The sequence below is a fragment of the Brevibacterium sp. 91QC2O2 genome, from assembly GCF_024580695.1.
Taxonomy (GTDB): Bacteria; Actinomycetota; Actinomycetes; order Actinomycetales; family Brevibacteriaceae; genus Brevibacterium; species Brevibacterium moorei.
Genome location: NZ_JANIJY010000004.1, coordinates 61,315 through 85,322, shown reverse-complemented (window position 1 = coordinate 85,322; position 24,008 = coordinate 61,315). Strand labels below are relative to the sequence as shown.

The 24,008-nt window shown below is 67.0% G+C and carries 21 protein-coding genes; 14 read left to right on the top strand and 7 right to left on the bottom strand.

All coding sequences use genetic code 11. The features are described 5' to 3' along the window. Positions 1-46: 46 nt before the first annotated feature. Positions 47-910, top strand: a complete 864-nt coding sequence (locus tag NQ036_RS04915; protein WP_257057415.1) for an exopolyphosphatase — start codon at positions 47-49, stop codon at positions 908-910. 305 nt (positions 911-1,215) lie between these two features. Here NQ036_RS04915 and NQ036_RS04910 read toward each other — a convergent pair whose 3' ends face one another. Further along, positions 1,216-2,790 carry a recombinase family protein gene (locus tag NQ036_RS04910; RefSeq protein ID WP_257057413.1) on the bottom strand — a complete coding sequence of 525 codons (1,575 nt, stop codon included), beginning with the start codon at positions 2,788-2,790 and terminating at the stop codon, positions 1,216-1,218. 35 nt (positions 2,791-2,825) lie between these two features. On the opposite strand from NQ036_RS04910, the gene NQ036_RS04905 reads away from it, so the two are divergent. The 4 genes from NQ036_RS04905 (at position 2,826) to NQ036_RS04890 (ending at position 6,050) form a co-directional block, all read left to right on the top strand. Beyond that, on the top strand, positions 2,826-3,848 hold the full coding sequence (locus tag NQ036_RS04905; protein ID WP_373456808.1) for a C-terminal helicase domain-containing protein: 1,023 nt from the start codon (positions 2,826-2,828) through the stop codon (positions 3,846-3,848). Positions 3,849-3,994: 146 nt separating this feature from the next. Next, positions 3,995-4,393, top strand: coding sequence for a sulfate permease (locus NQ036_RS04900; RefSeq protein ID WP_257057412.1), 399 nt, complete (start codon positions 3,995-3,997; stop codon positions 4,391-4,393). A gap of 68 nt (positions 4,394-4,461) precedes the next feature. After that, on the top strand, positions 4,462-5,592 hold the full coding sequence (locus NQ036_RS04895) for an XRE family transcriptional regulator (protein ID WP_257057409.1): 1,131 nt from the start codon (positions 4,462-4,464) through the stop codon (positions 5,590-5,592). Beyond that, the gene (locus NQ036_RS04890) at positions 5,589-6,050 is read left to right on the top strand and encodes a DUF4411 family protein (protein WP_257057399.1); all 462 of its coding nucleotides are present in this window, start codon (positions 5,589-5,591) and stop codon (positions 6,048-6,050) included. Before NQ036_RS04895 ends, NQ036_RS04890 begins: the two co-directional genes overlap by 4 nt. Positions 6,051-6,069: 19 nt before the next feature. Here NQ036_RS04890 and NQ036_RS04885 read toward each other — a convergent pair whose 3' ends face one another. Then, a complete protein-coding gene (locus NQ036_RS04885) occupies positions 6,070-6,585 on the bottom strand; it encodes a hypothetical protein (protein WP_257057396.1) in 516 nt (171 codons plus the stop codon). 79 nt (positions 6,586-6,664) lie between these two features. On the opposite strand from NQ036_RS04885, the gene NQ036_RS04880 reads away from it, so the two are divergent. Further along, the gene (locus NQ036_RS04880) at positions 6,665-8,200 is read left to right on the top strand and encodes a hypothetical protein (protein WP_257057394.1); all 1,536 of its coding nucleotides are present in this window, start codon (positions 6,665-6,667) and stop codon (positions 8,198-8,200) included. A 7-nt stretch (positions 8,201-8,207) separates the two neighbouring features. Here NQ036_RS04880 and NQ036_RS04875 read toward each other — a convergent pair whose 3' ends face one another. Continuing rightward, entirely contained in the window at positions 8,208-9,872 is a 1,665-nt protein-coding gene (locus NQ036_RS04875; RefSeq protein ID WP_257057391.1) for a hypothetical protein, read from the bottom strand. Positions 9,873-10,030: 158 nt separating this feature from the next. On the opposite strand from NQ036_RS04875, the gene NQ036_RS04870 reads away from it, so the two are divergent. Continuing rightward, positions 10,031-10,921, top strand: coding sequence for a hypothetical protein (locus NQ036_RS04870; protein WP_257049126.1), 891 nt, complete (start codon positions 10,031-10,033; stop codon positions 10,919-10,921). Positions 10,922-10,924: 3 nt separating this feature from the next. On the opposite strand, the gene orn is transcribed toward NQ036_RS04870, so the two are convergent. Continuing rightward, positions 10,925-11,554 carry an oligoribonuclease gene (gene orn / locus NQ036_RS04865; RefSeq protein WP_257057387.1) on the bottom strand — a complete coding sequence of 210 codons (630 nt, stop codon included), beginning with the start codon at positions 11,552-11,554 and terminating at the stop codon, positions 10,925-10,927. A gap of 107 nt (positions 11,555-11,661) precedes the next feature. Here orn and NQ036_RS04860 point away from each other — a divergent pair, with 107 nt between their 5' ends. From NQ036_RS04860 to NQ036_RS04835, 6 genes are all read left to right on the top strand, one after another. Then, entirely contained in the window at positions 11,662-13,044 is a 1,383-nt protein-coding gene (locus NQ036_RS04860) for a hypothetical protein (RefSeq protein WP_257057385.1), read from the top strand. Next, positions 13,034-14,134 (top strand): hypothetical protein, encoded by a 1,101-nt coding sequence (locus NQ036_RS04855; RefSeq protein WP_257057383.1) that lies wholly within the window; start codon positions 13,034-13,036, stop codon positions 14,132-14,134. Before NQ036_RS04860 ends, NQ036_RS04855 begins: the two co-directional genes overlap by 11 nt. Positions 14,135-14,211: 77 nt before the next feature. Continuing rightward, complete coding sequence (locus NQ036_RS04850; RefSeq protein ID WP_257049200.1) at positions 14,212-15,171, top strand: tetratricopeptide repeat protein; 960 nt, start codon at positions 14,212-14,214, stop codon at positions 15,169-15,171. 11 nt (positions 15,172-15,182) lie between these two features. Then, positions 15,183-16,988 (top strand): hypothetical protein, encoded by a 1,806-nt coding sequence (locus NQ036_RS04845; protein WP_257057381.1) that lies wholly within the window; start codon positions 15,183-15,185, stop codon positions 16,986-16,988. 50 nt (positions 16,989-17,038) lie between these two features. Next, on the top strand, positions 17,039-19,126 hold the full coding sequence (locus NQ036_RS04840; RefSeq protein ID WP_257057379.1) for a hypothetical protein: 2,088 nt from the start codon (positions 17,039-17,041) through the stop codon (positions 19,124-19,126). After that, a complete protein-coding gene (locus NQ036_RS04835) occupies positions 19,123-20,343 on the top strand; it encodes a hypothetical protein (protein WP_257057377.1) in 1,221 nt (406 codons plus the stop codon). Before NQ036_RS04840 ends, NQ036_RS04835 begins: the two co-directional genes overlap by 4 nt. A 73-nt stretch (positions 20,344-20,416) precedes the next feature. Here NQ036_RS04835 and NQ036_RS04830 read toward each other — a convergent pair whose 3' ends face one another. From NQ036_RS04830 to NQ036_RS04820, 3 genes are read right to left on the bottom strand one after another with little or no spacing between them, the layout of a single operon-like run. Next, complete coding sequence (locus NQ036_RS04830; protein WP_257049133.1) at positions 20,417-20,905, bottom strand: hypothetical protein; 489 nt, start codon at positions 20,903-20,905, stop codon at positions 20,417-20,419. Further along, a complete protein-coding gene (locus NQ036_RS04825) occupies positions 20,896-21,246 on the bottom strand; it encodes a hypothetical protein (protein WP_257049134.1) in 351 nt (116 codons plus the stop codon). The genes NQ036_RS04830 and NQ036_RS04825 overlap by 10 nt, the downstream gene beginning before the upstream one ends. 55 nt (positions 21,247-21,301) lie before the next feature. Then, positions 21,302-22,648, bottom strand: coding sequence for an MFS transporter (locus tag NQ036_RS04820; RefSeq protein WP_257057375.1), 1,347 nt, complete (start codon positions 22,646-22,648; stop codon positions 21,302-21,304). A gap of 85 nt (positions 22,649-22,733) precedes the next feature. Here NQ036_RS04820 and NQ036_RS04815 point away from each other — a divergent pair, with 85 nt between their 5' ends. After that, a complete protein-coding gene (locus NQ036_RS04815; protein ID WP_257057373.1) occupies positions 22,734-23,981 on the top strand; it encodes a cysteine desulfurase family protein in 1,248 nt (415 codons plus the stop codon). The last annotated feature ends 27 nt before the right edge of the window (positions 23,982-24,008 follow it).

Below are 24,008 nucleotides of genomic sequence, written 5' to 3'. Positions count from 1 at the left end.
CTGGATTGGGTTCCGGTGGCGCACCTCCCTTCTGGGAGGCGTCACCGTGGACGAACACACCTCACCCGCTATCAACGTCGCTGCGGGAATAGCTGGTTCGACCAGCAGCAGTTTCGAGAGCCCAGAAGGCCTACGCTCCCTGCTCACCCGGTTGCACGACGCCGGGCCGGGCGCGTGGCGGGGTGACCGTGAAGCAGCCGAACTCATGCGCTACACCGCGACCAAGTACCGGCCACTCGCGCGTAAGCACGGGGTGGATGCCTGGGCGGTTGCGTCCGCGGCGTTCGAGGTGATGCTCGCTCCCTCTACGCGCAACGCGGGGAACCCGTGGGCCGTGGTGACGCGTGCTGTGCAGATCAGCTGTCACGCTGAGACTCGTGCCGCAGGGATGCTGACATCTGCGAGCAAGGTGCGCCATACTTCCCGGATCGTCGGGTTCCATGATGCTGTGCGGTTCGCCGAGCGAGAGCGCTTGGCCGAGTACCACCCCGCGTTCACGCACCACGATGACGGCGACGCGGACGAGAACGAGCATGAGACGCGGGTGGTCGCTCTGCTGTCTGACACGGTCGCGCTATTCGCATCTGCGGGATGGGATGCTGCGCTGGTCGCCGCGTGCGTTGAGCACGTCGCCTATCGGCTCGCCGATCTCTCCTCCCGGCATCGTGGGGTCGAGGTGCTGCGCCGTGACCGCGCCGTACCGATGCTGCTCGGGCTGCCGCCCCGGTCATGGTCTGCGCTGTTGCGGATCGTCCTGGGGCATCCCGACCCAAAGTACGTGGGCACGCCGAAAGGTGATGGTGTGCTGCTGCGGCTACTGAACGGCGAATCATTGAATGCTCTGCGTGGTGATGATGCACTGGTAGCGATGATCTGTGCCGCGCACCCTGATCGGCCTACGAGGCCATAGTTGGGGTGGGGCTTCCGCACCTAACGGTATGAGTATCCGTACCGTTACCCCCGCTTCTACGTCCACTGCACAGGTTCGACCCGTGGCCTCGTCCGCTGGGACCCTCGGCGCTCGGCTCGCCGCGGACTCGCGCCGCGCGCAGGGCTTCACCAACGTCGTAGACGACCCTGCTGTGCTGACTGAGTTGCACAGCCTCTGCGCCGCTCCCCGACCGGTCAAGGCTCCCGTCTCTGAGAAACGCGAAGGCCCCGCACCCTGACCCCGCTGTACAGCTTCAAGTGCGGGGCAGGTCACACCCCAGCGGGTTATGCACGCCAGATGAACTCAACCCGATGCGCCAGAATCTCCGCACGGTACGCGGCGCGGCGGACATGGAACGCTTCGACGCCCTCGTTGCGGCGACGGGCCGGGGTCGCACCGTTCACACCGTCGGGCAGTGCGTGTACCAGTACCGCTTGCAGGATCAGGCTCGTGGCCTGGTACTGCCACATCGGGGTACGTCCCTCCCACTCTGCGGCGACGGTGGTCACGTCGATGCTCGGCCCCGCGTGATGTTCCGGCAGGGTTGCGGTGTATTCGCGGCGGGTGCGCTCGATCCGCTCCGCGATCCTCGCTCGTTGCCGCACCCACATGGCTTTGTCGATCAGTCCGTCATAGTGATCGTCATCGAGCTGCGCCAAGCGATCCCTGTCTGCGTCGAGTGTCGCCGCCAGCCCGACCCTCGCTGTCAGGTCACCGCGAGATGATTGGCGTGTGGTGGGGCCGAGGGTGATCTGCTCGAACGTCGCCAGCACCGCCTCCTCGATGAGCTTGGAGATTTCAGTGGAGCGGATCGACCGGTGACACCCGCCCCGGGTCGCTTGCACGCATTGGTAGACGGGGCCGCGGTGGATCATTGTTGTCCCGCACCCAGAGCAGCGGATCAGGCCGGAGAACGGGTAGAGCCGAACTGCGTTGCCGGTGCCGGGTTGGTGGAAGTTCCGCGCCTTCTTTCGCGCGTCGAGCACATCGGAGACCTGCTGCCAGGTGTCCTCATCCACGAGGGCGGGCCACGCCGCCTCCACCTGTATCTTCGACGTTCTCGCGCGGCTCCCATCCGGCATCACCGGGCGGTACTCACGGACGCCCTTGTTGGAGGGGTTTCTGAGCACCATCTTGAGTGTCCGATCCGACCATGCACACCCGTGAGTGGTGAGGATGCAGCGCTCGTTCCAGTCTTTGCGAATCCGGTACAGCGATTCACCGGCCAGCACTCGCTGGAACGCCTCAACCACCAGCGGGCCGGTTACCGGGTCGATCACGAGGACGCCGTTCTCTGCTCGGTATCCGAATGGCACCCTTCCGCCGTGCCAGGCTCCCTCGACGGCCTGTTGTTTCGCTGCCCGTGCGACGCGGCGGGCGGTGTCGGCTGAGGACTTGTTTGCCATTGCCACCAGCACCCTCGCCATTGCCACATCTGAGTCGGTGTCGAGGCGTAGGGAGCCGGTGACAGAGCGGACGGTGAACCCGCCGAGTACTTTCGCGTCGATAAGGTCTTCCAAGTCCCTGGGGTCACGCACTGCCCGATCCAGGTCGTACGCGATCATCACCTTCGCCTGCTTATCAGCGAGGTGTGTCAGCATCGCGCGGAACTGCGGGCGGACCACCCGCCGCACCCGCTCACCAGACGGCAACGTAATCGTGCGCTGCTTGAACGCCGACGTGTCATTCTCGCGGAACACCGCGCTGACCTCCCACCCGTGAGCGGCAGCGTAAGCGCGACAGTCCGCCTCTTGCCGATCCACACCCCGCTCCGTACCCTCGGGGTCGTCACTGATCCTCACGTACACCACCGCCCGCAACGGCTCCGTGGCCTGTCTCTGCTGCTCGTTGTGACCCATGTTCCGGCCCACCTTCCTACTCGTGTGAGAGGTAGGTGCGTTTACAGAACCTCGGCTACGCCGTCACCTCATACCGGGCGCAAGGCATCACCACCGACACCGCCCACGTCCTCGTCGACTCGGCCATGACTCGCGAGAACCTGTACGTAGCCATGACCCGCGGACGCGACGCGAACACCGTCTACGTCGCCGTCGACCAACCCGATACCGCCCACGACGTTCCACACCCCGGCGATAACCAGGCCGCCACCGGCCGAAGCGTCCTCTACGGCGTCCTGCAACACGCAGGCGCAGAACTATCGGCTCACGAGACGATCACGGCCGAGCAGGAAACCTGGGGCTCGATTGCGCAGCTCGCTGCCGAATACGAGACCATCGCAGCCGCCGCCCAACACGACCGCTGGGCCACACTCATCCAGAACTCCGGCCTCACCGATACCCAGGCCGCCGACGTGCTCGCGTCCGACGCTTTCGGGCCACTCACCGCAGAACTCCGCCGGGCGGAAGCGAACCATCACGACGTCGACGTCCTCCTACCGAAGTTGGTGTGTGCGCGACGGCTCGACGACGCCGAGGACGTCGCAGCCGTCCTTCACCACCGCGTCACCATGGCCACCGCACGCCCAGCCGGATCAGGTCGCACCCGCAAGACTCCACGGCTGATTGCTGGTCTTATCCCGGAAGCCACCGGGGCCATGGACAGCGACATGCATCAGGCGCTCAACGAACGCCGTGACCTCATCGAGGCCCGCGCTGAGGCCGCCCTCGACCGTGCACTCGACGAGGCAGTGCTTTGGACTGCGGAGCTAGGACCGCAGCCCACGAACGCGAGGAAACTGGCCACCTGGCGACTTTCCGCACGAGTTGTAGCGGCCTACCGAGACCGGTACCAAGTCACCACAGACACGGCACTTGGCACCCCACCCGAGAGCGTCGCCCAGAAGGTCGACGCGGCGCGCGCCCGGGCAGCGCTCGACGTCGCTCGCACGCTCACGAAGAAAACCCCTGAAGTTGACGAGAGCCGCCGGGCCGCACCGTCGATGGGCAGGAGCCTGTGAACGCTCAAGCTCTATCGCTGGGGAGGCTCCGCGCGTAGAGTTGAGGAAGACGGATTTCTCCTTCACTTTGGGCCGCTTGCGGCAGGCTTCCGAGCCCCTCTCCACGCACCGTCACCGCCGAAGCACGTGCGTGAGAGGAGAACACCATGTTCCGTCTACTTTGGATCGCCAGTATCCACACCCGGACCTTCATGCGCCGGTACATGCCCAGCAACATCATCCTCGACCGTGTCCGCACGCGTCGGGGCCTGAAGTGGGGACCGCTCACCATGCTGCTCGCCGTCCCCTACATCGCCGTGGCGTACTGGCTCACCGTGCTCATCGAGGCGGGTAGCCCCGGATGGCTCTACCTCTTCGTCTTCATCTGCCTCTGGAGCTCGTTCAAGATGATCTGGATCGGGCCAGTGAGCTTGGCGGTGCTCGCGCGGGCACGCCATGCCGAGTCTCGCTGCCGAGGAGGGGCGCCAACTCCGGGCGCGGGGAACCTCCGGCTGGTGCGATCTGCCGTCGTGCGTCGCTCCCAACCTGACGGTGCCACAAGATAAACTGAGACTAGGATGTCAGTCCCTGCACGCCAGCGGAACGGGTTCCCACCAGAAAGGAGGTTGAAGCCATGGCAAGAGCGCCAATCAATGGTTCCACCCTCCAATGGGCTCGTGAGGCAATGCTTGTCGAACGAGACGAACTCGCCAGAGCTGCGGGCACCAGCGAGGACCGCATTGTCGCGTTTGAAACTGGTGAGACGCGTCCAACCCTCCGTCAGCTTGAGAGCATCGCAAAGAAACTGGATCGGACGCTCGCTTTCTTCTTTACTCCCACGCCTAGCGCATCCGATGTGCCGGAGACTGCCGACTTCCGAGCAAGCAATGGGGAGCCTATTCCGTCTTTGCTTGCTAGAGAGATGCGTCGGGCTGAGCAACATCGCGAGACAATCTTGGAGCTTGAAGGAACCCCGGCTCCGCCCGCAATCGTAGAGCCGATCAACCGGCGGAATGTCTCTGCGAGAGCGCGCGAGATGCGAGCGCTCTTTGGCCTGACCGAAGCATTCACCCCTCCTGAGAGTCAGGAAAATCAGGTTCTTAACTTCTGGCGAGGTCTCCTTGAGCATCACGGGTATCTCGTGTTTCAAACGACTCGGGTTGATCTTGCGATTTTCCGAGGACTTTCCATCTACCATGAGAAGCTTCCTATAATCCTTCTCAATGGAGCAGACTCCAATAATGGTAAAGTCTTCACCCTGTTCCACGAAGTCGCACACTTAGCTAACCGCACGAGTGGAATGTGCGGTTTGGAGGATCGCGTAAATGTGGAGGCGACCGCCAACGCATTTGCCGCCAATTTCTTAATGCCGGAAAGTCAGGTAGGTCGAGTAGCTGCCAAGATTGCGGGGACCGCCTTCGAACGCGCGGAGGCGGCGGCTGGGGCTTTCAAGGTGAGCGTACTTGCTGCTGGCGTGCGGTTGCGCACCCTTGAGTTAATCACCGATGAGGAATTGGAGTCCATTCGTCGCGAGAGTGACGATAGATGGCAAGGCGTTCGAGAGTCCCGCAAGAAGCGCGAGGGCGGGCCTGCACCTTGGCGTACGCGCTATCGGGACCTGGGGCCGGGATACGTTGGGGCCGTTGCCCGAGCACTTGAAGATGAGCGTGTAGATATGCTCGATGCGAGCCACTTACTCAATGCCCGTGTCCCGATGGTTCGGCAGATGATCGATGAGTACTACCGAACCGAGGGTATCGAGTGACCTACACCTTGGACACCAACATACTCATCAACATGGAACGGCGGTATCCGCGAGAGTTCTTCAACTCTCTCTGGGATTCAATGGAAGCAGCCGTCGTCAGCGGTGACATCTGCATGTGTGAAGTAGCTCAGAAGGAACTAGACCTTGGCGACGATGACCTGTCCGCCTGGGTAAAGGGGATTCCGGGATTTGTCTGCAAGTCGACAGATGAAGAGCTTGCAACAGTAGCCGATATCTCCGGGACGCATCCGGATTGGGTACAGGGGCAGAAGAACTATGCTGACCCGTTTGTCATCGCACATGCCAAAGCAGATAACGAAGTCATTGTGACTGAAGAGGGTCGCAAAGGTCCAAACACTGAAGACAAGAACCAAAAGATTCCGAACATTGCTGATGAACATGGAGTTGCCTGCATCAAGTTCTTCGATCTTCTCCGTGCGCAGGGATGGAAGTTCTGAGCGAACGACGCCAAAGCAGCTACACGGCTTCAAGCTGGACGTCAGTGATCACCCCGGCGGCGACAAGAGCCACGCGTACGGCCTTACGATCCACGCCCATCCGGCGTCCGATGGCTCGCATCGACATGCCTTCCCGTGACAGGCGCACCGCCTCGGTTTGTTCCTGCTCGTTGAGCCCAGGACGCCGCCGAGGAACCTCCCGCCGCTGGAGGTGCGAGAAGACCGTGGCGCGGTGGATACCGTACTTGAAAGCCAGCTCCTGGACCCCAGACCCAGCCTCGTAGTCGGCGACCAAGTGGTCGATCTCGGAGGGGGTGAGAAAAGTTTGAGTCATCCCAACAGTCCTCACAACAGGGCCTCGATGGTCCATCGGGGCGGTGTTGCGGGGCCGGTTGCCGACCCGGTAGACCCCACGGTTCAGGCGCCTGACCAGCGTGTTCGCCTTCGGGGAAAAGTTGCCGAACGTGCTACGCAGGCACCCGGATAGAAGATCCTGTTCCTTCAGATCGCACTGGAGGGACGGGATCTTCGTCATTCACAGCCGCAGGCAGATCCCAGCGGATGGCCACTGGAATGTGCAGGACCATCACCGCCGCAGGTGAGATCTTAGGGCTATGAGACGAACCCTCGGTATAGTGCGCCTGATCCTGCGGGATCGCGCTTGGACCGCACTCATTCCCGTGCTGGCAGCGCTCGCCGTGGGCCTGCTCATCGCGCTGCTGCTGGTCCCGGCTGCCGCGGCCCGTGGCGATGCGCAGTTCGCGGCCCACGATGCCGAACTCGAACAGCGGGAGCGGGATCGTGCGGGTGGGCAGGCCCCGGCCGACCATCCGGACTTCACGATCGCCGTGGGCATCGACGATGAGCCGATGGAGATGCCCGCCCTGCAAAGTGCCATGACCGATCATCTGAGCTTCGCCGAGGAATTCGCCGAGCGCCTCAAGACCGGCGCGGTGGCCGCGGACTTCGCAACGCACGAGCGCGTGATGAGTCCTGCCAGTGCCCGCGCCCAGGTGGCCGACGGCACCAGTGCGCTGGCCATCGTCTTCCCGAAGGACTTCACCCGCACGCTGCTCGCGGAGATGAACGAGCGGGGTCTGGCCGGTGCCCATCCGAAGAAGTACCGGGCGAAGGTCGAGGTGCTGGCCGGCCCACAGGCCAGGACCCAGAATGATTTCGTCCTGAACGAATACCGCACCCAGGTGATGAACCAGGCCCTCGAGTTCAGCCGGGACCAGATCCACACGGAGGCCCAGCGCTGGACGTGCCAGGACAGCAGAACGGCGCAGACGTGCAAGGCGAGCCCGGCTGCACTGGCCACGGCCTTCGACCAGGCCTTCGCCTTCACCGTGGTCGAGGCCAAGGGCCCAGCGCCACAGGACTATCGGTACGCCTCGCTGGTAGCGGCCGAATCCACCGGGACCGAGGCCGCGCCCGGCTCTGCTGCAGCGGCCCCGGCGTCCGCAGACCTGCGCGCCTCCCGGCACGTGTACTCCCTGCACAGTGCCTCCCTGACGGCCATGCCGGTGGCCCTGGCCGCCGCGGCTCTGGTGCTGGGCATTGCGACCTCGATCGTGGTGGACCGGAACGTTGGAATCGGCATGTGGGGATTCGGGCCCTGGCGCCGCTGGGGCAGACAGCGCCCCCTGTCTCGCACCGCGGTCCTGAGCGCCAAGATGTGGCTGTGCACCGCGGGAGCTGTGGTGCTCGCTCTCGCCGGTGCACTGTGGGCCGCCGGGGCGGGTGCGGCCGGGGGATTCGGCCCGTTCTTCCCACACGGGGCCACCGAACTCATCGCCTGGGCCGCCCGCCTGGCGGTGTTCTGCGCAGCCGGACTGCTCATCGCCTGGTTGGTCGTCGGGCTGATCGACGTGCTCGGCGGTCTGGCCGGGGGAGTCGCTACGGCCCTGCTGTCAGTGTGGGTCCTGCTCTCATCCGGCGTCGTCCCGGCCGTGGGCGGGGGCGTCACCGGATCAGGGTGGGTCGGGTCCCTGGTGGGATCGGTCGCACTGGGATTCTCACCCACGTCCTATCGCGCGGTGGGCATCCCGGGATTCGCGCTGGTCTGCATCGCGCTGATCATGGTGGGCGCCGTGGCCCAGACGATTGTGCGGCTCTACGACAGGAAGGTGAGCATCCGGATCGGTTAAAGCGCCGCTAGACCCGGTCGAAGGGCGAATTGCCCGGCCGCAGCACATTGTCGCGCTGCGGCTCGGAGACGACCGCCTTCTCCGTGACATCGAACTTCTCCCGGTACTTGCCCAACAGCAGGCGGCCCTGGGAGTAGATATAGGTCGAGGAATTGTAGATCAGCATGGTGGCCGGGTAGAAGAACCACTGACCCAGCATCATGAACGAACGGAACCTGCCGTACTTGGCGGGCCTGGGCGGGATCAGGTTGAGCACCACGACCAGGGAGGTCAGCAGGGAGACCATCGCGACCTGCTGGATCACGCCCATCAGGAACGGGGTGTTGCGCACGAATGCGTCGGCCTCGCCGGAGCGCAGCATCATGATCACGGGCACCCAGCCGCCGAAGGCGATGATGGGCGACACGCAGGCCACGGTGACGTGGCCCTCCAGCAGGCTGAGGAAGCGGATCAACGAGGGCCAGAACGGTGCGCGCTTATCGGCCATCTGCTGGGCCACATACGGCACGTCCGACGCACCGTAGGACCAGCGGCTGAGCTGTTTGAACTGCGCAATGGCGGTCTTCTTCAGATTTCCGGCCAGGACGGCGTCCTGGTAGATCGGCACGTGGATCGGGCGGACCTTGTAGTTGCCCCCGAAGTGGAAGTAGGAGCGCCAGTACTGGTGGCCGTCCTCGACGATGGACCGCTTGGTCCAGAAGTCCATCTCCACCAGGGCGTCCAGCGGCTGGGCGTGGGAGGCGAAGTTGCGCAGCGTGTACGGGCGGACCGTGGAGGTGAGGTTCCAGACACAGTTGGCGCTGGCCACCACTCGGGTGATGACGGGCGCGTCCCAGATATTGCTCAGATACAGGGCGATCGGCTGGAACGAGCGGCGCTTGCGGTCCGGATCCTTGATGTATTCGTAGGCGACGTAGTCGAAGTAGCTCTCATAGGGCTTGTTGTCGCAGTCGAGGGTGGTGACGATGACATCGGAGTACGCATGACCGTTCTCATCGGCCCAGTTCTGCACCCGGTAGCCGGCGTAGGTGATGTTCGCGCCCTTACCCGCCAGTTCCTCCGGCAGGTCCTTGGGGTGCTTGACCAGTTCGAAGTGGCCGAACCGGTGGCCGTATTCGGACTTGAGCCGCTGAGCGGTCTCCTCTATGCCGTCCCCGCCGCGCTCCTCATAGGCGAAGAAGATGCACAACTGATCGCCCGGGGTGGTTGAATAGCACAGCCCGCGGATCGTCGGGGCGATGACCTCGTAGCTTTCGTTGTACGCGGCCACGACGACGGCGTGGCGCAGGTTCGACGGGTGCGGGTAGATATCCGGATTCGTCTTGACCCGATCCAGCAGTTCGCGGTGCTTGTGGACCTTGAACGAGCCGGGCGGGCTGGGCGGAACGCGTTTGCCGTCGAGCGTTAGCCCGATGTCCATCAGCCGGGCCGACCAGTCCACCCGGGCCGCGCGCTTGTACCGGCTGTAGCCGTGGGCCAGGTCGAAGGCGCCGCGGATCGCGCGGTAGAACATGATGGCGACGATCGCCAGGACGTAGTAGGCGCCGACGCGCGGGGAGATGATCGGCAGGATGATCGTCAGCAGTAGAGCGGTGTAGCTGATCAGGGCCGGCAGCATCTCGAACGCCCGATAGAGCGGGCGTCGCTTACCCAGGGGTATCTCGGTTTCCACCGTCTGCCTTTCGTGATGCCAATCGGACCTGAACTTCCAGTCTATGGTTCAAGGCCTTGAAAACCGCTGGGAGTACCCGGTTTATACCGGAATCCGTGACATATCTCTCACGCCGGACGCGCATTGCCCGCGGGTTCGTCTGCCTCTAGGGTGAGCCTATGACCGACTCACGAAGAAGTGAAGACATCCGCTTGCTCACCTGGCGCCTCGACGCCTTCCACTCCGCGTCCTATTTCGCCCCGGAACTGCGCACCGAACTGGCCGCGGCCGGACTGGTGCACGGTTCCGATCAGTACCTGGCCTCGCGCGCGGCCCCGCTGGGGGCCGTTGGCGGAGAGGCCGTGACCTCGGTGTTCTACGCATTCGGTCACGACTACGTGTGCCGGTCCCTGCCGAAGGTCTGGGAGACGACCAGCCCGCAGCAGGCGCACGCGGCCCGGTTGCGCGGGGTCGCGGCCCTCGTCGAGCGGGCGCGGTCCGGCGCGGCGGAAGACGGATTGCCCGGCGGCGCGGCGCAGATCGATGCGGACGCGGCCCGGCTGTGTGAGGAACTGGCCCCGGTCGTGGCGGCCATGGACGACACCTACCGGCCCCTGTCGGCGGCCACACGGGCCGCCCTGGCCCAGGTCCCGGGCGCCTCGGACCCGGTGCTGGCGCTGTGGATCACCGCCACGCACCTACGGGAGTACCGCGGCGACAGCCATGGGGCGGTGCTTGCCACCAGCGGTGTCACGGGTGCTGTGGCCAGCATTCTGCACAGTCTGGACGGTGGGCCCTTCCCGCCGGCTGCGGCTCGACGCGCACACGGCTGGACGGCCGAGGTCTGGGCCGAGACCGTCGACCACCTGCGCTCGGCGGGCCTGGTCGCGGGTGCGGACGACGACACCGCTGTGCCGACAGCGGCGGGCAAGGGCCTGCGCGCGGAACTGGAGGCCGCGACGGACGCTGCCGTGGCGGCCTCCTGGGATTCGCTCGACGATGCGCGGCTGCACGACCTGGCGCAGCTCGCGCGCGTTGGCGGGCGCCTGGCCAGGGCCGCCAAGGGCTGAAGCCTAGAGCGACATGCCCTGGGTCTTGGCCGCCAGCTCCGCGGCGATCGACTGGGCCTGGGCCGAGGTCGGGCCTTCGGAGACGAACACGGCCTTGCGGTAGTAGGCCAATTCGTCGATCGAATCGCGGATGTCGCCCAGCGCCCGGTGGCCGCCGGTCTTGGCGGGGGCGTGGTTGTAGGCGCGCGGGTACCAGCGCTTGGCCAGTTCCTTGATCGAGGAGACGTCGATGATGCGGTAGTGCAGGTGCTCGACCAGTTCGGGCATCTGCACCTGCAGGAAGCCCTTGTCCGTGCCCACCGAGTTCCCGCCCAGCGGCGCCTTGCCGGCCACCGGGGCGTGCTGCTTGATATAGGCCAGGACCTGTTCCTGGGCCTGCTCGATCGTCAGCCCCCCGTCCAATTCCTCGATCAGGCCGGAAGTGGTGTGCATATTGGTGACGAAGTCGTTCATATGCGCCCGCGCCGCGTCGCTGGGCCTGATGATGACGTCGATGCCGTCGTCCAGCGGCCGCAGTTCGAAGTCGGTTACGATCGCGGCGACCTCGATCAGTTCGTCGACGCCCAGCTCGAGGCCGGTCATCTCGCAGTCGATCCAGACGATCCTGTCGTTTTCAGAGTTGTTCTTAGACACCCTGTCATTGTACGTGTGTGGCGATTGCCGCAACGGTTTTCGGCAAGTTCTCACGCGGGACCAATAGAATGGTGCTCTGACCTCAGTCCCTACCCGAAGGAACCAGCGTGCGATTCATCGCGTCGGCAATCTTCCTTGTGCTCGGCCTCGTGCTGGGCGTCATCGGTGTTGGCCAGAAGACGTTCTGGGCCCCCTCCGACACCATCACGGCCAGCGCCGACATCGACGCTGACGCCCCTGTGGCGGTGATCGAACCGGGCGTCCTCAACCTCTACGACGTGCCGACCACGGTGAAGGTCAAGGGCACAGGACCCCTGACCGTGTCGCAGGCGTCCAAGGAGAACATCGACGCCTGGGTGGGTGAGGACACGCGCGTCACGCGGATCACCGGCCTGCAGTCGAGCACCGAACTCGCCACCACGACCGGCGACGGCAAGGACACCTCCGTCCCGGACCCCGCCGGTGGTGAGCTGTTCACCAAGCAGGATTCCGGGGATGACGAGATCACCCTGACCTGGAAGGACGACGCCGGACGTACCGCCTTCCTGCTGGCGGGCGACGGCAAGGCCGGAGAGGTCACCTCCGTGAGCATCAGCTGGCTCAGCCACGCCAGCACTCCCTGGGCCACGACGCTGATCGTCCTGGGCATCCTGGCCCTGGCCGCCGCAGTGGTGCTGGGCATTCTGGCCATCCGCAGTTCGCGCCAGGAACGGGCACGCCGGACCCGCAGGCAGGAACGCCGCCGCAGGTTGGCCGAGACCGGTTCCACCGTCACCGCCGAGGTCCCCCTGGTCGGGGCGGCCGCTGCCGCGGGGACGGTGGATGGTGCGGCCGGGACGGCAGCCGATTCGGCGGCCACAGGCACGGCTGCGGAGGACGCGACCACAGTCCTGCCGAAGACGGATACCGGGGAATCGACTCCGACCGCCGTGGACGCGAAGTGGGCGGGGGCGAAGTCGAAGCCCGACACGGTGGAGCCGGAGACCGGCAAACCCGCGGTCGCTGATGCGGAGACCTCCGCGGCCGAGAAGACCGGTGAGTCCGAGCCCGCGAAGCCCGCGGCCAAACCGGGGAAAGAGCAGAAGCCGGAGACCGGACAGGCCAAATCCGCGAAGCCCCAGCGCGCGATTCCGAAGACCTTCGCCGAGGACGAGGACGAGGAACCGGCGAGCCCGATCGCAGATGCCAAGGCTCAGCCTGCGCCGAAGGCCAAGCCTGCAACAACGAGCGCGTCGGCACCCAAGGCCAAGCCGGCGCCCAAGGCCTCGTCGGAACCCAAGGCCAAGCCGGCACCCAAGGCCGAGGATGCGAAGCGACCGGTGCCCCGGCAGGCGCCGGGAACCTCGGCCCCGGCACCGCGCAAGGCCCCTGAGCCCCCGAAGAAGGCCCCCGAACCTCCACAGAAGGCACCCGAACCTCCGAAGAAGGCACCCGAGACCGTGACGAAACCCGACAGCTCCACGTCCGGAGGCGACGACAGTGAACGCTGATACGACAGTGAACTCCGCAACGGCCGTGGCACCACACCGGAACACGGCACATCACGCAGCACCGGCCCGCGGTGTGGGCAGACGGCTGGCGCGCGGCCTGGCGGCGGCCTGCATTCCGGTGTTGGCTCTGACCGGCTGTGGCGGCGATGAGGAACTGCCCAAGGCGCAGCCCGCGCCACTGCCCTCGAGCGCGCCCGCCGTGGTGACCGACGAACAGGTCGACTCGATCCTCGGCGCGATCGGCGACCAGGTGGCGAAGGCGGACAAGGCCCGCGACAAGAAGGCGCTGGCCCAGCGGGCCGCCGGACCCGCCCTGGCCCAGCGGGAACGCGCGTACAAGAACGCCAAGAAGGCGAAGAAGGGCTATGCGATGCCCGCGGCGGTGGCCAGTGAGCAGATCCTGCGCAATGCGTCCTCGGCCACGCAGAGCTGGCCGCGGGTGACCACCGTGATCGCCTCCGGCGGCGGGCAGACCCAGGCCCTGGTGCTCAGCCAGGAGTCCCCGCGCGATGACTACAAGCTGTGGTCGCAGACCACTCTGCTGGCCGGCGCGCAGATCCCGGAGCTCAACGACGCAAGGCAGGGCTCGGCGCTACTGGATCCGAATCAGTCCGGTCTGGCGCTGACGCCGAAGAAGGCGCTGTCGGACTACGCGGCCATGCTGCAGGACGGCCAGGGGGCCAAGGGCAAGAAGGCGAAGGCCCGCGCGGCCGAATTCGGTTCGGACGATTTCACCAAGGGCCAGGTGAAGGCCGATGCCGATCAGGCCAAGAGCCTGAAGAAGAACAACGCAGAGGTCGAGTACACGTACAAGGCCGGAAAGACCCTGGCCGCTCAGGCGACCGCCGACGGCTCGGCACTGGTCTTCGGAACCGTGACGAAGACCGTGACGACCAAGCCCGAATCCAAGGACGGTGAAACCGGTGAGCTCCAGCTCAGTCCGCCGTATGACAAACTGGCGGGCGCTTCGAAGACCGAGAAGGGCTTCGAGGTGGAGATCGCGAGCAATGTCGTCATGGTCATCCCGAAGTCGGGCAAGGCCACTGTGATCGGCGCCGACCAGCTGGTCTCCGGCGCCAAGCTGAAATAACCGCGCGGGGAACGACCGCGCCTGCCGAAGCAACCCTGCCGAAGCAACTACGCACAGAGGAGAAACACGTGACTCAGATGCCGCAGAATGCGGGTAGCGCACCTGCCGGCCAGGAGGGCCTGGACCTCTCCGCCGTCCGCCACCCGGGACGCGCGGGAGCCGATGCGCCCGCGGGCGGTGCCGCGGCCTCCGGCACACCGCGACAGGCCGGGCCCGGCGAGGTCCTCGTCCCCGACCTGGTCTTCGACGTCACCGAGGAGACCTTCAACGACGTCGTGCAGCTCTCCGCCCAGGTCCCCGTGGTCATCGACCTGTGGGCCGAATGGTGCGGCCCGTGTAAGCAGCTTTCCCCGGTGATCGAACGGGCGGTGCGCGATCTGCACGGCCGCGCGGTCCTGGGCAAGGTCGACGTTGACGCGAATCCCCGCCTGCAGCAGGCATTCCAGGTCCAGTCGATCCCCACGATCATCGCGCTGATCCAGGGGCAGCCGGTCCCACTGTTCCAGGGCGCCCAGCCCGAGGCCCAGGTCAAGGCCGTGCTGGATCAGCTGGTGCAGCTGGCCGGCCAGCAGGGGATGACGAAGACCGCGGTTCCGGCGAACGCACCGGTGGACGAACAGCCCGTCGGCCCCGCCCACCCCGAGGCCATTGCGGCCCTGGAAGCCGGGGATCTGGACCGGGCCAAGGAGATCTACCGGGCCGCCCTTGCGGAAGCCCCCGCAGACGATGAGGCCAAGCTGGGCCTGACCCGTGTGGAACTGCTCGAACGCACGAAGGACCAGGACCCGGCACGGGTGCGCGCCGCTGCCGCGAACGATTCGAAGAACGTGTCAGCCGCCCTCGAATGCGCGGATCTGGACGTGGTCGGCGGCCACGTCGACGATGCCTTCAACCGGCTCCTGGGCCTGTTGCCCGGTCTGACGGGAGAGGACAAGGAGACGGTGCGCCTGCGCCTGCTTGATCTGTTCGAGGTCGTCGGCGCCACCGATGCCCGTGTCGTCAAGGCCCGCGCCCGCCTGATGCGCGCGCTGTTCTAGGAGCGGGCCCGGTGTCACGACTGACCGTCATCAGGCCCGTGCTGGGCGTGCTGTGCCTTGTCATCGCCGCGGCGATCCTGGTGCCGGTGATCTCCGCCCTATTGGCGGTGGGAACCGACGACAAGCTCGAGGCCAAGGAAATCACAGTGGCCCCCGGCACCTATGCGGTGTCCCTGGACGAACAGGTCGTGCCCTTCACCCATACCTCGGCCACCCTGACGGCGACATCCGGCGGGGGCTCGCGCGAACTGTTCCTGGGCACCGCCAACGGCGTCGATTCGGAAAGCTATCTGACGGGAATCGCCCACCAGGAGATCACGGGTTGGACCATGCCGGGCACCTTGGAGAGCCGGCGACTCGACGGGGACACAGCGCCGGTGGTGCCCCCCGCCGGCCGTGACTGGTGGATTCAGCAGCAGACCGGGAGCCAGGTGTCCCAGACCTTCGATCTGGACGCCGCTCCGAACGTCATCGTCATCGCCCCCGCCGATGGAAAGGGCGATCTCCAAGGAGCCACGGTGACCATGCAGATAGCCGTCCACGGTGTCCTGGCATTCTGTATCATCGGCCTCGCCGGGGTCGTCCTGGCACTGGGCGGTGCCCTGTTCTTCTTCCTGCGCGCCCGCCGTACCGTTGGCCGGCGCGGGAGGACGGGCCGGGGCTCCGGTCGTGGTCGGTCCGATTCGGATCGCGCCGGTCGCTCCGGTTCCGGCCGTTCTGATTCGGGCCGCCGAGGCGCCGGCCGGGAGCGTGCGACCCCTACCGGCCGTGGGCGCCACGGCGCCACCTCGCGGCGTGGAGTGGCCGCCGGAGCCGTGGTGCTGGGCACCGTGGTCGGCGTCTCCGGTTGCGCGCCCCTGCCCGTGGCCCAGCCCGCCGACCCCACCATCAAGAGCTACAGCCGCGTTCCCCTGGCCACCGGCCAGGCGGGGGACTTCATGACCGGCTATGTGAAGGGCCTGGACAAGGCGCTGCAGAACGGTGGGAAGAACCTCGACGCGCTCCAGGCCGAACCGCTGCGCAGCCGCACGGAGGCCGAAATCCTCATCGCCAAGGCGGAGAAGAAGAAACTGAGCGCCGGCGCCTTCGAATCGGTGGTGGCCGGTGGCCGTTCCTTCGACGCCTACCCCATGTGGTTCATGGCCTTCGCCAAGGTCGCGGGCAGTGACGATACCGTGGAGGCCCTGGTGGCCCGGCGCGATACCGCTGCCAGTGACTGGTCGGTTGTGCAATCGCTCTTCCTCCCGGCAGCGTCTGCGCCCCAGCTGGCCGCGGACGCCGCAGGAGCAGTGGCGCCGGCCCCCGGCGAGTTCACCGACCTGGACCGCGGGGCCACGGAGGCCCTGTTGAAGTACCTGCGGGCGGAGCCGGGCAAAACGCAGAAGGAAGCGGCGGGAATCCAGCTCGAGGGCAGGGCCTTCAGTGACTTCCGCGCCTATGTCGACAAACTCGCATCCAAATCGGGCGGCTTCAAGGACGTGGGGGTCACCTGCAAGTCCGTAGAGGAAGCTGCCGATCTGTCCGCCATGTCGCTGAGCACCAGGGAGGGTGCTGTGTCCCTGGGCGAGATCCGCTGCACCGTCGAGGCCACAGCCTCGACGAATGCCAGCGTCGACATGGGCAATGACGTCGAGGCGCTCATCACCGGGGACAAGAACCGCTCCACCGTCGTCATCGACGTGGCCCTGCCGTACATGCTGCAGGCCAAGGGGCAGGGCTCCCGGCCCTCGGACCTCGACGATGCGGAACTCAGCGCGGCTGGTGACGGCTGGTTCATGGTCGGTGCCAAGACCCGGGGCAAGCGCACCCAGGGGTAGGGACCGCGCGCGTCCGGGCGGAGGCGCTGCCCTCCGGTAGGCTGGAGCCCATGGCCTCGACCGACCTGAACGATCAAGCGGCCACCGACACCGCGATCGGAGCTGCCCTCGCACGGGCGCTGGACGCGCTCTATGGAGACGAGCTGCGTGCCGGTACCGCCGTCCTGACCGATCCGGAGGTCCGCCCCGGGTTGCCCGATGGGCTGGAGGCGACACTGCGCCGCTTGGCCACGGCCGATGACGTCGACATCCGCATCATCCTCGGTCCCGAACTGGGCCGGCCCCGCAATGCCACGCTCAACAGCTGCGATGTGGCAGTCGGCCGGCTGCTGAGTGCTGCCGAACTGGACGACGGCGGACCTCGGATTCTGATCTACCAGCAGATCGCCCGGGTCCGGGGCCGGCCACTGGTCTACGCCTCCGGTCCGAAGGGGATGAGCGGGCGCCTGGTGGGGGTGAGCGACTACACGGATATGCGCGGGGACTTCCTGGCCGATCCGGAGCGTTTCATGTCCTACAACATCGCCGCCGGCCGCGCCTGGCTGGGACTGGGCCCAAAGCCGGACCTGGCGGATTACACGGACCGGGGCTTCACCCGCGAAACCGTGTCCACCCTGGAAGTCGCCGAGGAAGCGGGAACGAACCTGGTGGCGCTGGGCGCGACGACGGCCACGGTCGCCGCCGCGCTGAGCTGGGTGATCCTGCGCCGCAACAAGGGGATGGCGGGCGTGCTTGAACCCACCGAGCTGCCCCGTCGGGTGCGCTCCAGGGCCTCCGCTGCTATCCGCCGGACTTATGACGAAGTACCGGCGGACCGCGTGTTGGCGCTGGCGGCCGAGGACCCCGGTGGACGCGCGGCACGTACCGTTGGCGCGCTGCACGGGCTCGCGGAGGCGATCGGCGCGCTGCAGGCCCGCCACGCCGCCGGCGGGTTGAGTCCCGTGGATATGGTGGCCCTATGGCTGATGGACCAGCGCTGGGACGAACTGCTCCGCCATCCGGAGGCCGAACCGACCGGGCACTGCTTCTTCAACCCCCTGCACGGCCGGGCGGATTCGACCGTGCAGTTCCGCAGCCGGCACGGGGCGCTGAGCGTGCCGACCTGTTCCGACTGCGAAACCGCAGTGGAGTCGGGTACGCGTCCCGCTAGTCTCTTGGTCGCACCGGCGCCCGGCGCCACGGCGGTCCCGTACTTCGAATGCGATGACGGCTATGCGCACACCGGATTGGGATCTTTGGCCCCGATCGAATCCGATGTCCCCGGCACACACGGCCCGGCTGTTGACCCGCAGCCCCGTGCGAAGGCGTCGAGTCCGCGTGCGAAGGAGCGGAGCCGGCAGGGCAGGAGCCGGGTTGGGCGGATCTTAGCCGGATCCGCGCTGGTGCTCGGAGCGGTCCTGGCCGGCGGGGGACTGGGCATAGGGGGCAGTCAATACGTCCTGACCCATGCGCTGCCGGTGTCCCAGGCGGATGCAGGGCGCTACGCGGACGACTACGACCGGGCCCGGATCGGCGCCATTCTCGATCACTGGCAGGACGATCCCGTCTACGTCTCGCCGGTCAATGCCGCACTACTCGATCCCGCCCAGCGCGCGTCCTTGGCCGGCACCGCCAGGGACGTGCGGCTGCCGATCTACGTCGCACTGCCGAGCCTGGCCGCCTCGGATGAATCCGGCGGCAGCGTCACGTTGCTGGCCAACCGGTTGGCGGCGGGGCTGGCCGAACGAGGGCAGGACGGGATCGTCTTCGTGGCCACGGGGTATTCGGCCACCATCGCCTCCGCCGGCCGAACTCCCGACGACGAGGCCGCGCGCTTCGAGGTGCTGCATCCCCGGCTTTCCTATACCCGGGCTGGGGCCGCGAGCGAACCGGGGACGCCCGTTGATTTCGCCGGCGCGCTCCACGAAGAAGTCTCCAAGGCCGGCGATATCGAGTGGAACGAAGACGATTCGCAGCCGTATCGGAGTCTGCCCGTCAAGCACGACCGGGAGTCCTTCGGCATCAGCCCATCGGCCTCACAGTCCAGCCTGCTGCGCGGGACCCTGTCCGGCGGAGTGATCGGCGGACTTGCCGGTGGTGCGCTGGGCGGCGTGCTGATCGCCATCGGCAAGCATCGACGGAAGGACACGGAGACATGAGTTCGCTGAGCTATTCCGGTGATATCGCGAAATCCCTGGCCGAGGATCCCCTCTACATTGATCCCGCGGCGCGTCCCGATATCAGGGAGACGACCGTGAACTCCCTGCAGCAGGCGTTGGAGGACGGCGGCGGGGTGCCGGTCTACGTGGTGATCGTGCCGGCGGATCGCTCGGACGTGTCAGATCTGGGCACGCTGGTCGCGGCAGCGCGCGAGGGCCAGGGCGTGTACCTGGTGATGAAGCCGCAGACCGGCACCGTGTGGAGCAAGGTCGACGTGGATGCGGCGGACCGGTTCGATGTGCTGGCCAGAATGAATGCGGCCGGGCAGGACACCGAAAGCCAGGACCCACCGCCGGTGCAGGCCGTGACCTATGTCGAGACCCTGCGCGATCCGAATTTCACCAAGCCCGAGCGCAAGACCGGCACCGGCTCACACCACTCGTCCGCGTCATCGCCACTGGAGATCTTCGATTCCGGAGCGGGGGTGATCTTCACAGTGGTCCTCGTCCCGGTGCTGATCCTGGCGGCCGGGGCAGTTGTCTGGCAGATGCGCCGGTCGCCCAGGCGGAAGGCGCCCGCTCCGTATCGCCTGCCGCGGCGGATCCTCGACCAGGCGGGGGAACTGCAGCGCCGTGATCTGGCGCGGGAGCTCTCCGCCGACAGCCTGCACATCGCCGGACGGCTGCGCGACTTCGACGTCAGCGGTCTGGACGCCCAGCGGGCCGAGCTCGTCGAACACGGGCTGGACGCCTACACTCTGGCCGCCGGGATCGTCGACGATCCACAGGCCGGCCGGGTGGATCTAGCCGGGGCCCTGGTCCTACTGAACCTGGCCGGCAGGGACCTCGATGAGCTCGAGCGCGGTGGCCGTACCGGCGCCACGCGGTCGGGGCCGGACAAGGCCGGGCGGAAGGGCAGAGCAGTGGGGAGCAGGGCTCGACGCGCTGCGATCAGGCGCGGGGAGACGCTGTGCGTCTTCGATCCGGGACACGGCGCGGCGCAGACCACCGTGCGCGGCGAGCGGGCCACCACTTCGGCCACTGGCCAGAAGCTGCCGGCCTGTGCGGCCTGTGCCAAGGACTTGGCGGCCGGGCGGCAGCCCGACTGGCTCTACGACGGCAGCCGGCCCTACGCCGAGGGGGATTCGATCTGGGCGCGGACGCTGTTCGGCTCCGTGGGCGAGGACCTGGTCGCCCAACTGCAGCGGCGCGGCTGAACCGGTGTCCGGGTGCAGGCGCGCCTGTGACCCGGGCCGGGTGGCAGCGCCCGGGGACGAGGGGGCGGAAGCCTCAGGCGGCCTCGGTCCCGGTGTCCTGGGCGCCGTCCTCCTGCGCCGCGACCCGCTTGCCGATGCCGAAGAGCCACCACAGGCCCAGCACGGGCAGGAACAGCGGCACACAGCCGTATCCCACGCCGAAGCCCGACCAGACGCTGGCCTTGGGGAACAGCTGGGGCTCCATGAAGCTGAGGATGCCCACCGCGATGACGCCCACCAGTTCGATCGCGCAGCACGCGATCGCTGCGTGATGGCTGCGCTTGCTGCCGCGCACGAAGCACACGGTGGCGACGATGTAGATGATCGCGGCGATGAGCGAGAGGATGAAGGACACCGGGGCCACGGAGAACTCGCGGATGATCTGGGAGAGCGCGCGCATGGTCGCGGCCAGGGCGAAGATCCCGTAGACGGCGGTCAGGGCGCGGCCCAGGCCGGTGTGCATCGCGGAGTAGGGGCTTGTCTGCGCCGGATCCTTGGGAGCGCGCCCGCGCTTCAGAGCCATATCTGGTCCATCCTCACAATCATTACGATGACGGTCAGCCCGGTCAGGGCCAACACAAGGGGCCCCCACCTGGTCAGTTCGATGAATGCCCAGCCGCCCGCCAGCGGCACCAGTACGATCGCGGTGAGCACATAGCCGAAGAACAGCAGGGCGTCGGTGCCGCCGGCCTGCGGCCACAGCACGATGCCCAGGACCAGTTGCACCAGCAGCCCCAGCAGGAGCACGCCGGTGAAGACGATGAGCGCCATATTCGCCGGTTTGTCACGGATCGCCTGCACCCCCGCCCAAACGGTGAGCACGCCGCAAAGGGCATAGAGCGTGTAGGTCAGCAGGGTAAGCACGACGTTCAGCTTATCAACCGGAGTGGGCCCTCCGCCGCGTGGTCAGGCCGTCCGGTCACGCCGCTTGGCGCACATGTCCGCGGGCCATGCACAGACCGAGGACCGCAAACACCGCACCCAGGCACAGGTACAGGCTGATGGGCCAGGACTGGCCGCCGAAGGAGCTCAGCAGCCAGGTGGCGATCGTCGGGGACAGGCCGCCGCCGAGCACGGCGCCGATGTTGTAGGACACCGCCACCCCGGAATAGCGCAGTTCGGGGGCGAACAGGGTGGTGAACCAGTGGGCCATCGGGCCGAACAGCACACCGCCCATCGCATAGCCCCCGGCGATCGCGATGGTCGCCGCGACCGGGGTGCGCAGATCGAACAGCCAGAAGAACGGGAAGGCCCACAGCAGCATGAGCACCGCGCCGGTTGCCATCACCCGGGTCAGCCCCAGCTTGTCGGCCAGCCAGGCGGAGCCGACCACCGTGACAAGGTGGGCCACTGAGCCGATCAGGCCCGCGGTCAGGATGTCCTGGCGGTCCATGTGCAGGGCCTCGGTGCCGTAGGCCATGGAGAAGGAGTTGACGATGAAGATCGTGAGGTTGAAGCCCAGATTGACCAGGATCCCGGCCACCAGCATGAAGGATGCGGTGCGCAGCACCCGGCCCAGGGGCAACCGGGCGACGTGGCCGGTGGCCTTGACGCGCTTGAACTCCGGGGATTCGTCGATGCCCAGGCGGATGTAGAGGCCCACAGCCACCAGGACCAGGGACAGCCAGAAGGGCACCCGCCAGCCCCAGGTCAGGAAGGCGTCGCCGCTGAGCGCGGTGGCCAGAGTGAAGGCCAGGGTGCCCAGGATGGAGCCCAGCGGGGAGCCGGCGGTGGCGAAGCCGCCGAAGAAGGACTTGCGGCCGGCCGGTGCGTGTTCGGTGATCATGACGAAGGCCCCACCCTGCTCACCGCCCATGAAGAAGCCCTGGCACAGGCGCAGCAGCAGCACCAGGATCGGAGCCGCCATACCCCAGGTGGCGGCCGCGGGGATGCAGCCGATCAGCGCGGTGCACAGGCCGGTGGCGGTCAGGGTCAGCACCAGCATCCGCTTGCGGCCCAGCCGATCGCCGAAGTGGCCGAACACGATCCCGCCCAGCGGCCGGGCCAAGAAGCCCACGCCCATGGTGGCGAAGGCGACCAGGGTGCCCAGCAGCGGATCGTCCAGGGTGAAGAACACCTTGTTCAAGACGATGGCGCTGGCCAGCCCGTAGATGATGAAGTCGTAGAGTTCCACGGCGGTGCCGATCCCGGCGGCCACCGCGACGCGGCGCACGGAAGTGGCTGCCGGTGATTCGGGTACCGGGGCTGTGGGATCGTGGGCTGTGTGGGTCGAAGCGGTGGCGGAGGGATTCTGCGGGGTGGTCACGGCCTCCACTGTAGAACCTCTGTGACCGACGGCGCTCAGCTGTCCGCTATACGTCCACCAAGCCAGGTTCTAAACTGGATGGGTTATGCGCGCATACTTCGACCACGCCGCGACCCATCCCATCCAGCCGGAGGTGCTTGCGGCCTACACCCGGGAGCTGGAGCGGATCGGCAACCCCTCGGCCCTGCACACCGACGGCCAGGCGGCCCGCCTGGCGATGGAGGACGCCCGCCGCACCCTGGCGGGTCTGCTGCACTGCGATCCCAGCGAGGTCATCTTCACCTCCGGCGGCACGGAGGCGGACAATCAGGCACTCAAGGGGCTGTGGTGGTCGCGCAATGACGGCGCCCGGCACACGCCCGTGCCCGGCCGCCCCGGCACCTTCACCGTCGAACTGCCCCGGCCCCGGCTGCTGGTGTCGACGATCGAACACCATGCGGTGATCGAAACCGCCCAGTGGCTGGAGACCCAGGGCGCCGAGGTCGTCTGGCTGTCCGTCGACGCGGCCGGCCGGCTCGACTTGGACGCCTACGCCGCAGCCCTGGACGAGGCCCCGGAGCGCACCGCGCTGGTCAGCGTGATGCTGGCCAACAACGAGGTCGGCACGATCCAGCCGATCGCGCGGATCGCGCAGCTGGCGCACGCCCACGGCATTCCCGTGCACACCGATGCGGTCCAGGCCTTCGGACAGATCCCGGTGGACTTCGCAGAACTGGGTGTGGACGCCCTGAGCATCTCCGGGCACAAGATCGGTGCGCCGGTAGGGGTGGGGGCCCTGATCCTGGGCCGGAACCTCAAGCCGGTGCCCGTGCTGCACGGGGGAGGGCAGGAACGCCAGATCCGCTCCGGCACGCTCAACGTGCCCTCCGCCGTGGCCTTCGCCACCGCTGCGCGCCTGGCACTGGCCGATGTGGACGAACGCGCCGGACACCTGTCCGGACTGCGCGACCGCCTGATCGCCGGAGTCGAGGCCGCAGTCCCCACTGCGCACCTGTCCGGTGCGCGCGGGGCCCAGCGCCTGCCGGGCAATGTGCACTTCGTGTTCGACGGCTGCGAGGGCGACTCCCTGTTGTTCCTGCTGGACTTCGCCGGCTTCGACACATCGACCGGCTCGGCCTGCCAGGCCGGGGTCAACCGGCCCAGCCATGTGCTCATGATGATGGGACGCGATGAGGACGCGGCCCGTTCCACCCAGCGCTTCAGCCTGGGAATGGAAACGACGGTCGCCGACGTTGACCGTCTTATCGAGGTATTGCCGCAGGTGGTGGCGCAGGCGGGGAAGGCGGGCATGGTCTCGGCCACGCCCGCCTGGATGCGCGATGCGCTGAACTGAGGGCACATGGTGCCGAGGGCGCGACAC

Coding starts and splice junctions, on each gene's coding strand:
- NQ036_RS04895 (WP_257057409.1), top strand. CDS start 4,462: ATGGCAAGAGCGCCAATCAATGGTTCCACCCTCCAATGGGCTCGTGAG.
- NQ036_RS04900 (WP_257057412.1), top strand. CDS start 3,995: ATGTTCCGTCTACTTTGGATCGCCAGTATCCACACCCGGACCTTCATG.
- NQ036_RS04870 (WP_257049126.1), top strand. CDS start 10,031: ATGACCGACTCACGAAGAAGTGAAGACATCCGCTTGCTCACCTGGCGC.
- NQ036_RS04840 (WP_257057379.1), top strand. CDS start 17,039: ATGGCCTCGACCGACCTGAACGATCAAGCGGCCACCGACACCGCGATC.
- NQ036_RS04880 (WP_257057394.1), top strand. CDS start 6,665: ATGAGACGAACCCTCGGTATAGTGCGCCTGATCCTGCGGGATCGCGCT.
- NQ036_RS04815 (WP_257057373.1), top strand. CDS start 22,734: ATGCGCGCATACTTCGACCACGCCGCGACCCATCCCATCCAGCCGGAG.
- NQ036_RS04850 (WP_257049200.1), top strand. CDS start 14,212: ATGCCGCAGAATGCGGGTAGCGCACCTGCCGGCCAGGAGGGCCTGGAC.
- NQ036_RS04835 (WP_257057377.1), top strand. CDS start 19,123: ATGAGTTCGCTGAGCTATTCCGGTGATATCGCGAAATCCCTGGCCGAG.
- NQ036_RS04885 (WP_257057396.1), bottom strand. CDS start 6,585: ATGACGAAGATCCCGTCCCTCCAGTGCGATCTGAAGGAACAGGATCTT.
- NQ036_RS04910 (WP_257057413.1), bottom strand. CDS start 2,790: ATGGGTCACAACGAGCAGCAGAGACAGGCCACGGAGCCGTTGCGGGCG.
- NQ036_RS04830 (WP_257049133.1), bottom strand. CDS start 20,905: ATGGCTCTGAAGCGCGGGCGCGCTCCCAAGGATCCGGCGCAGACAAGC.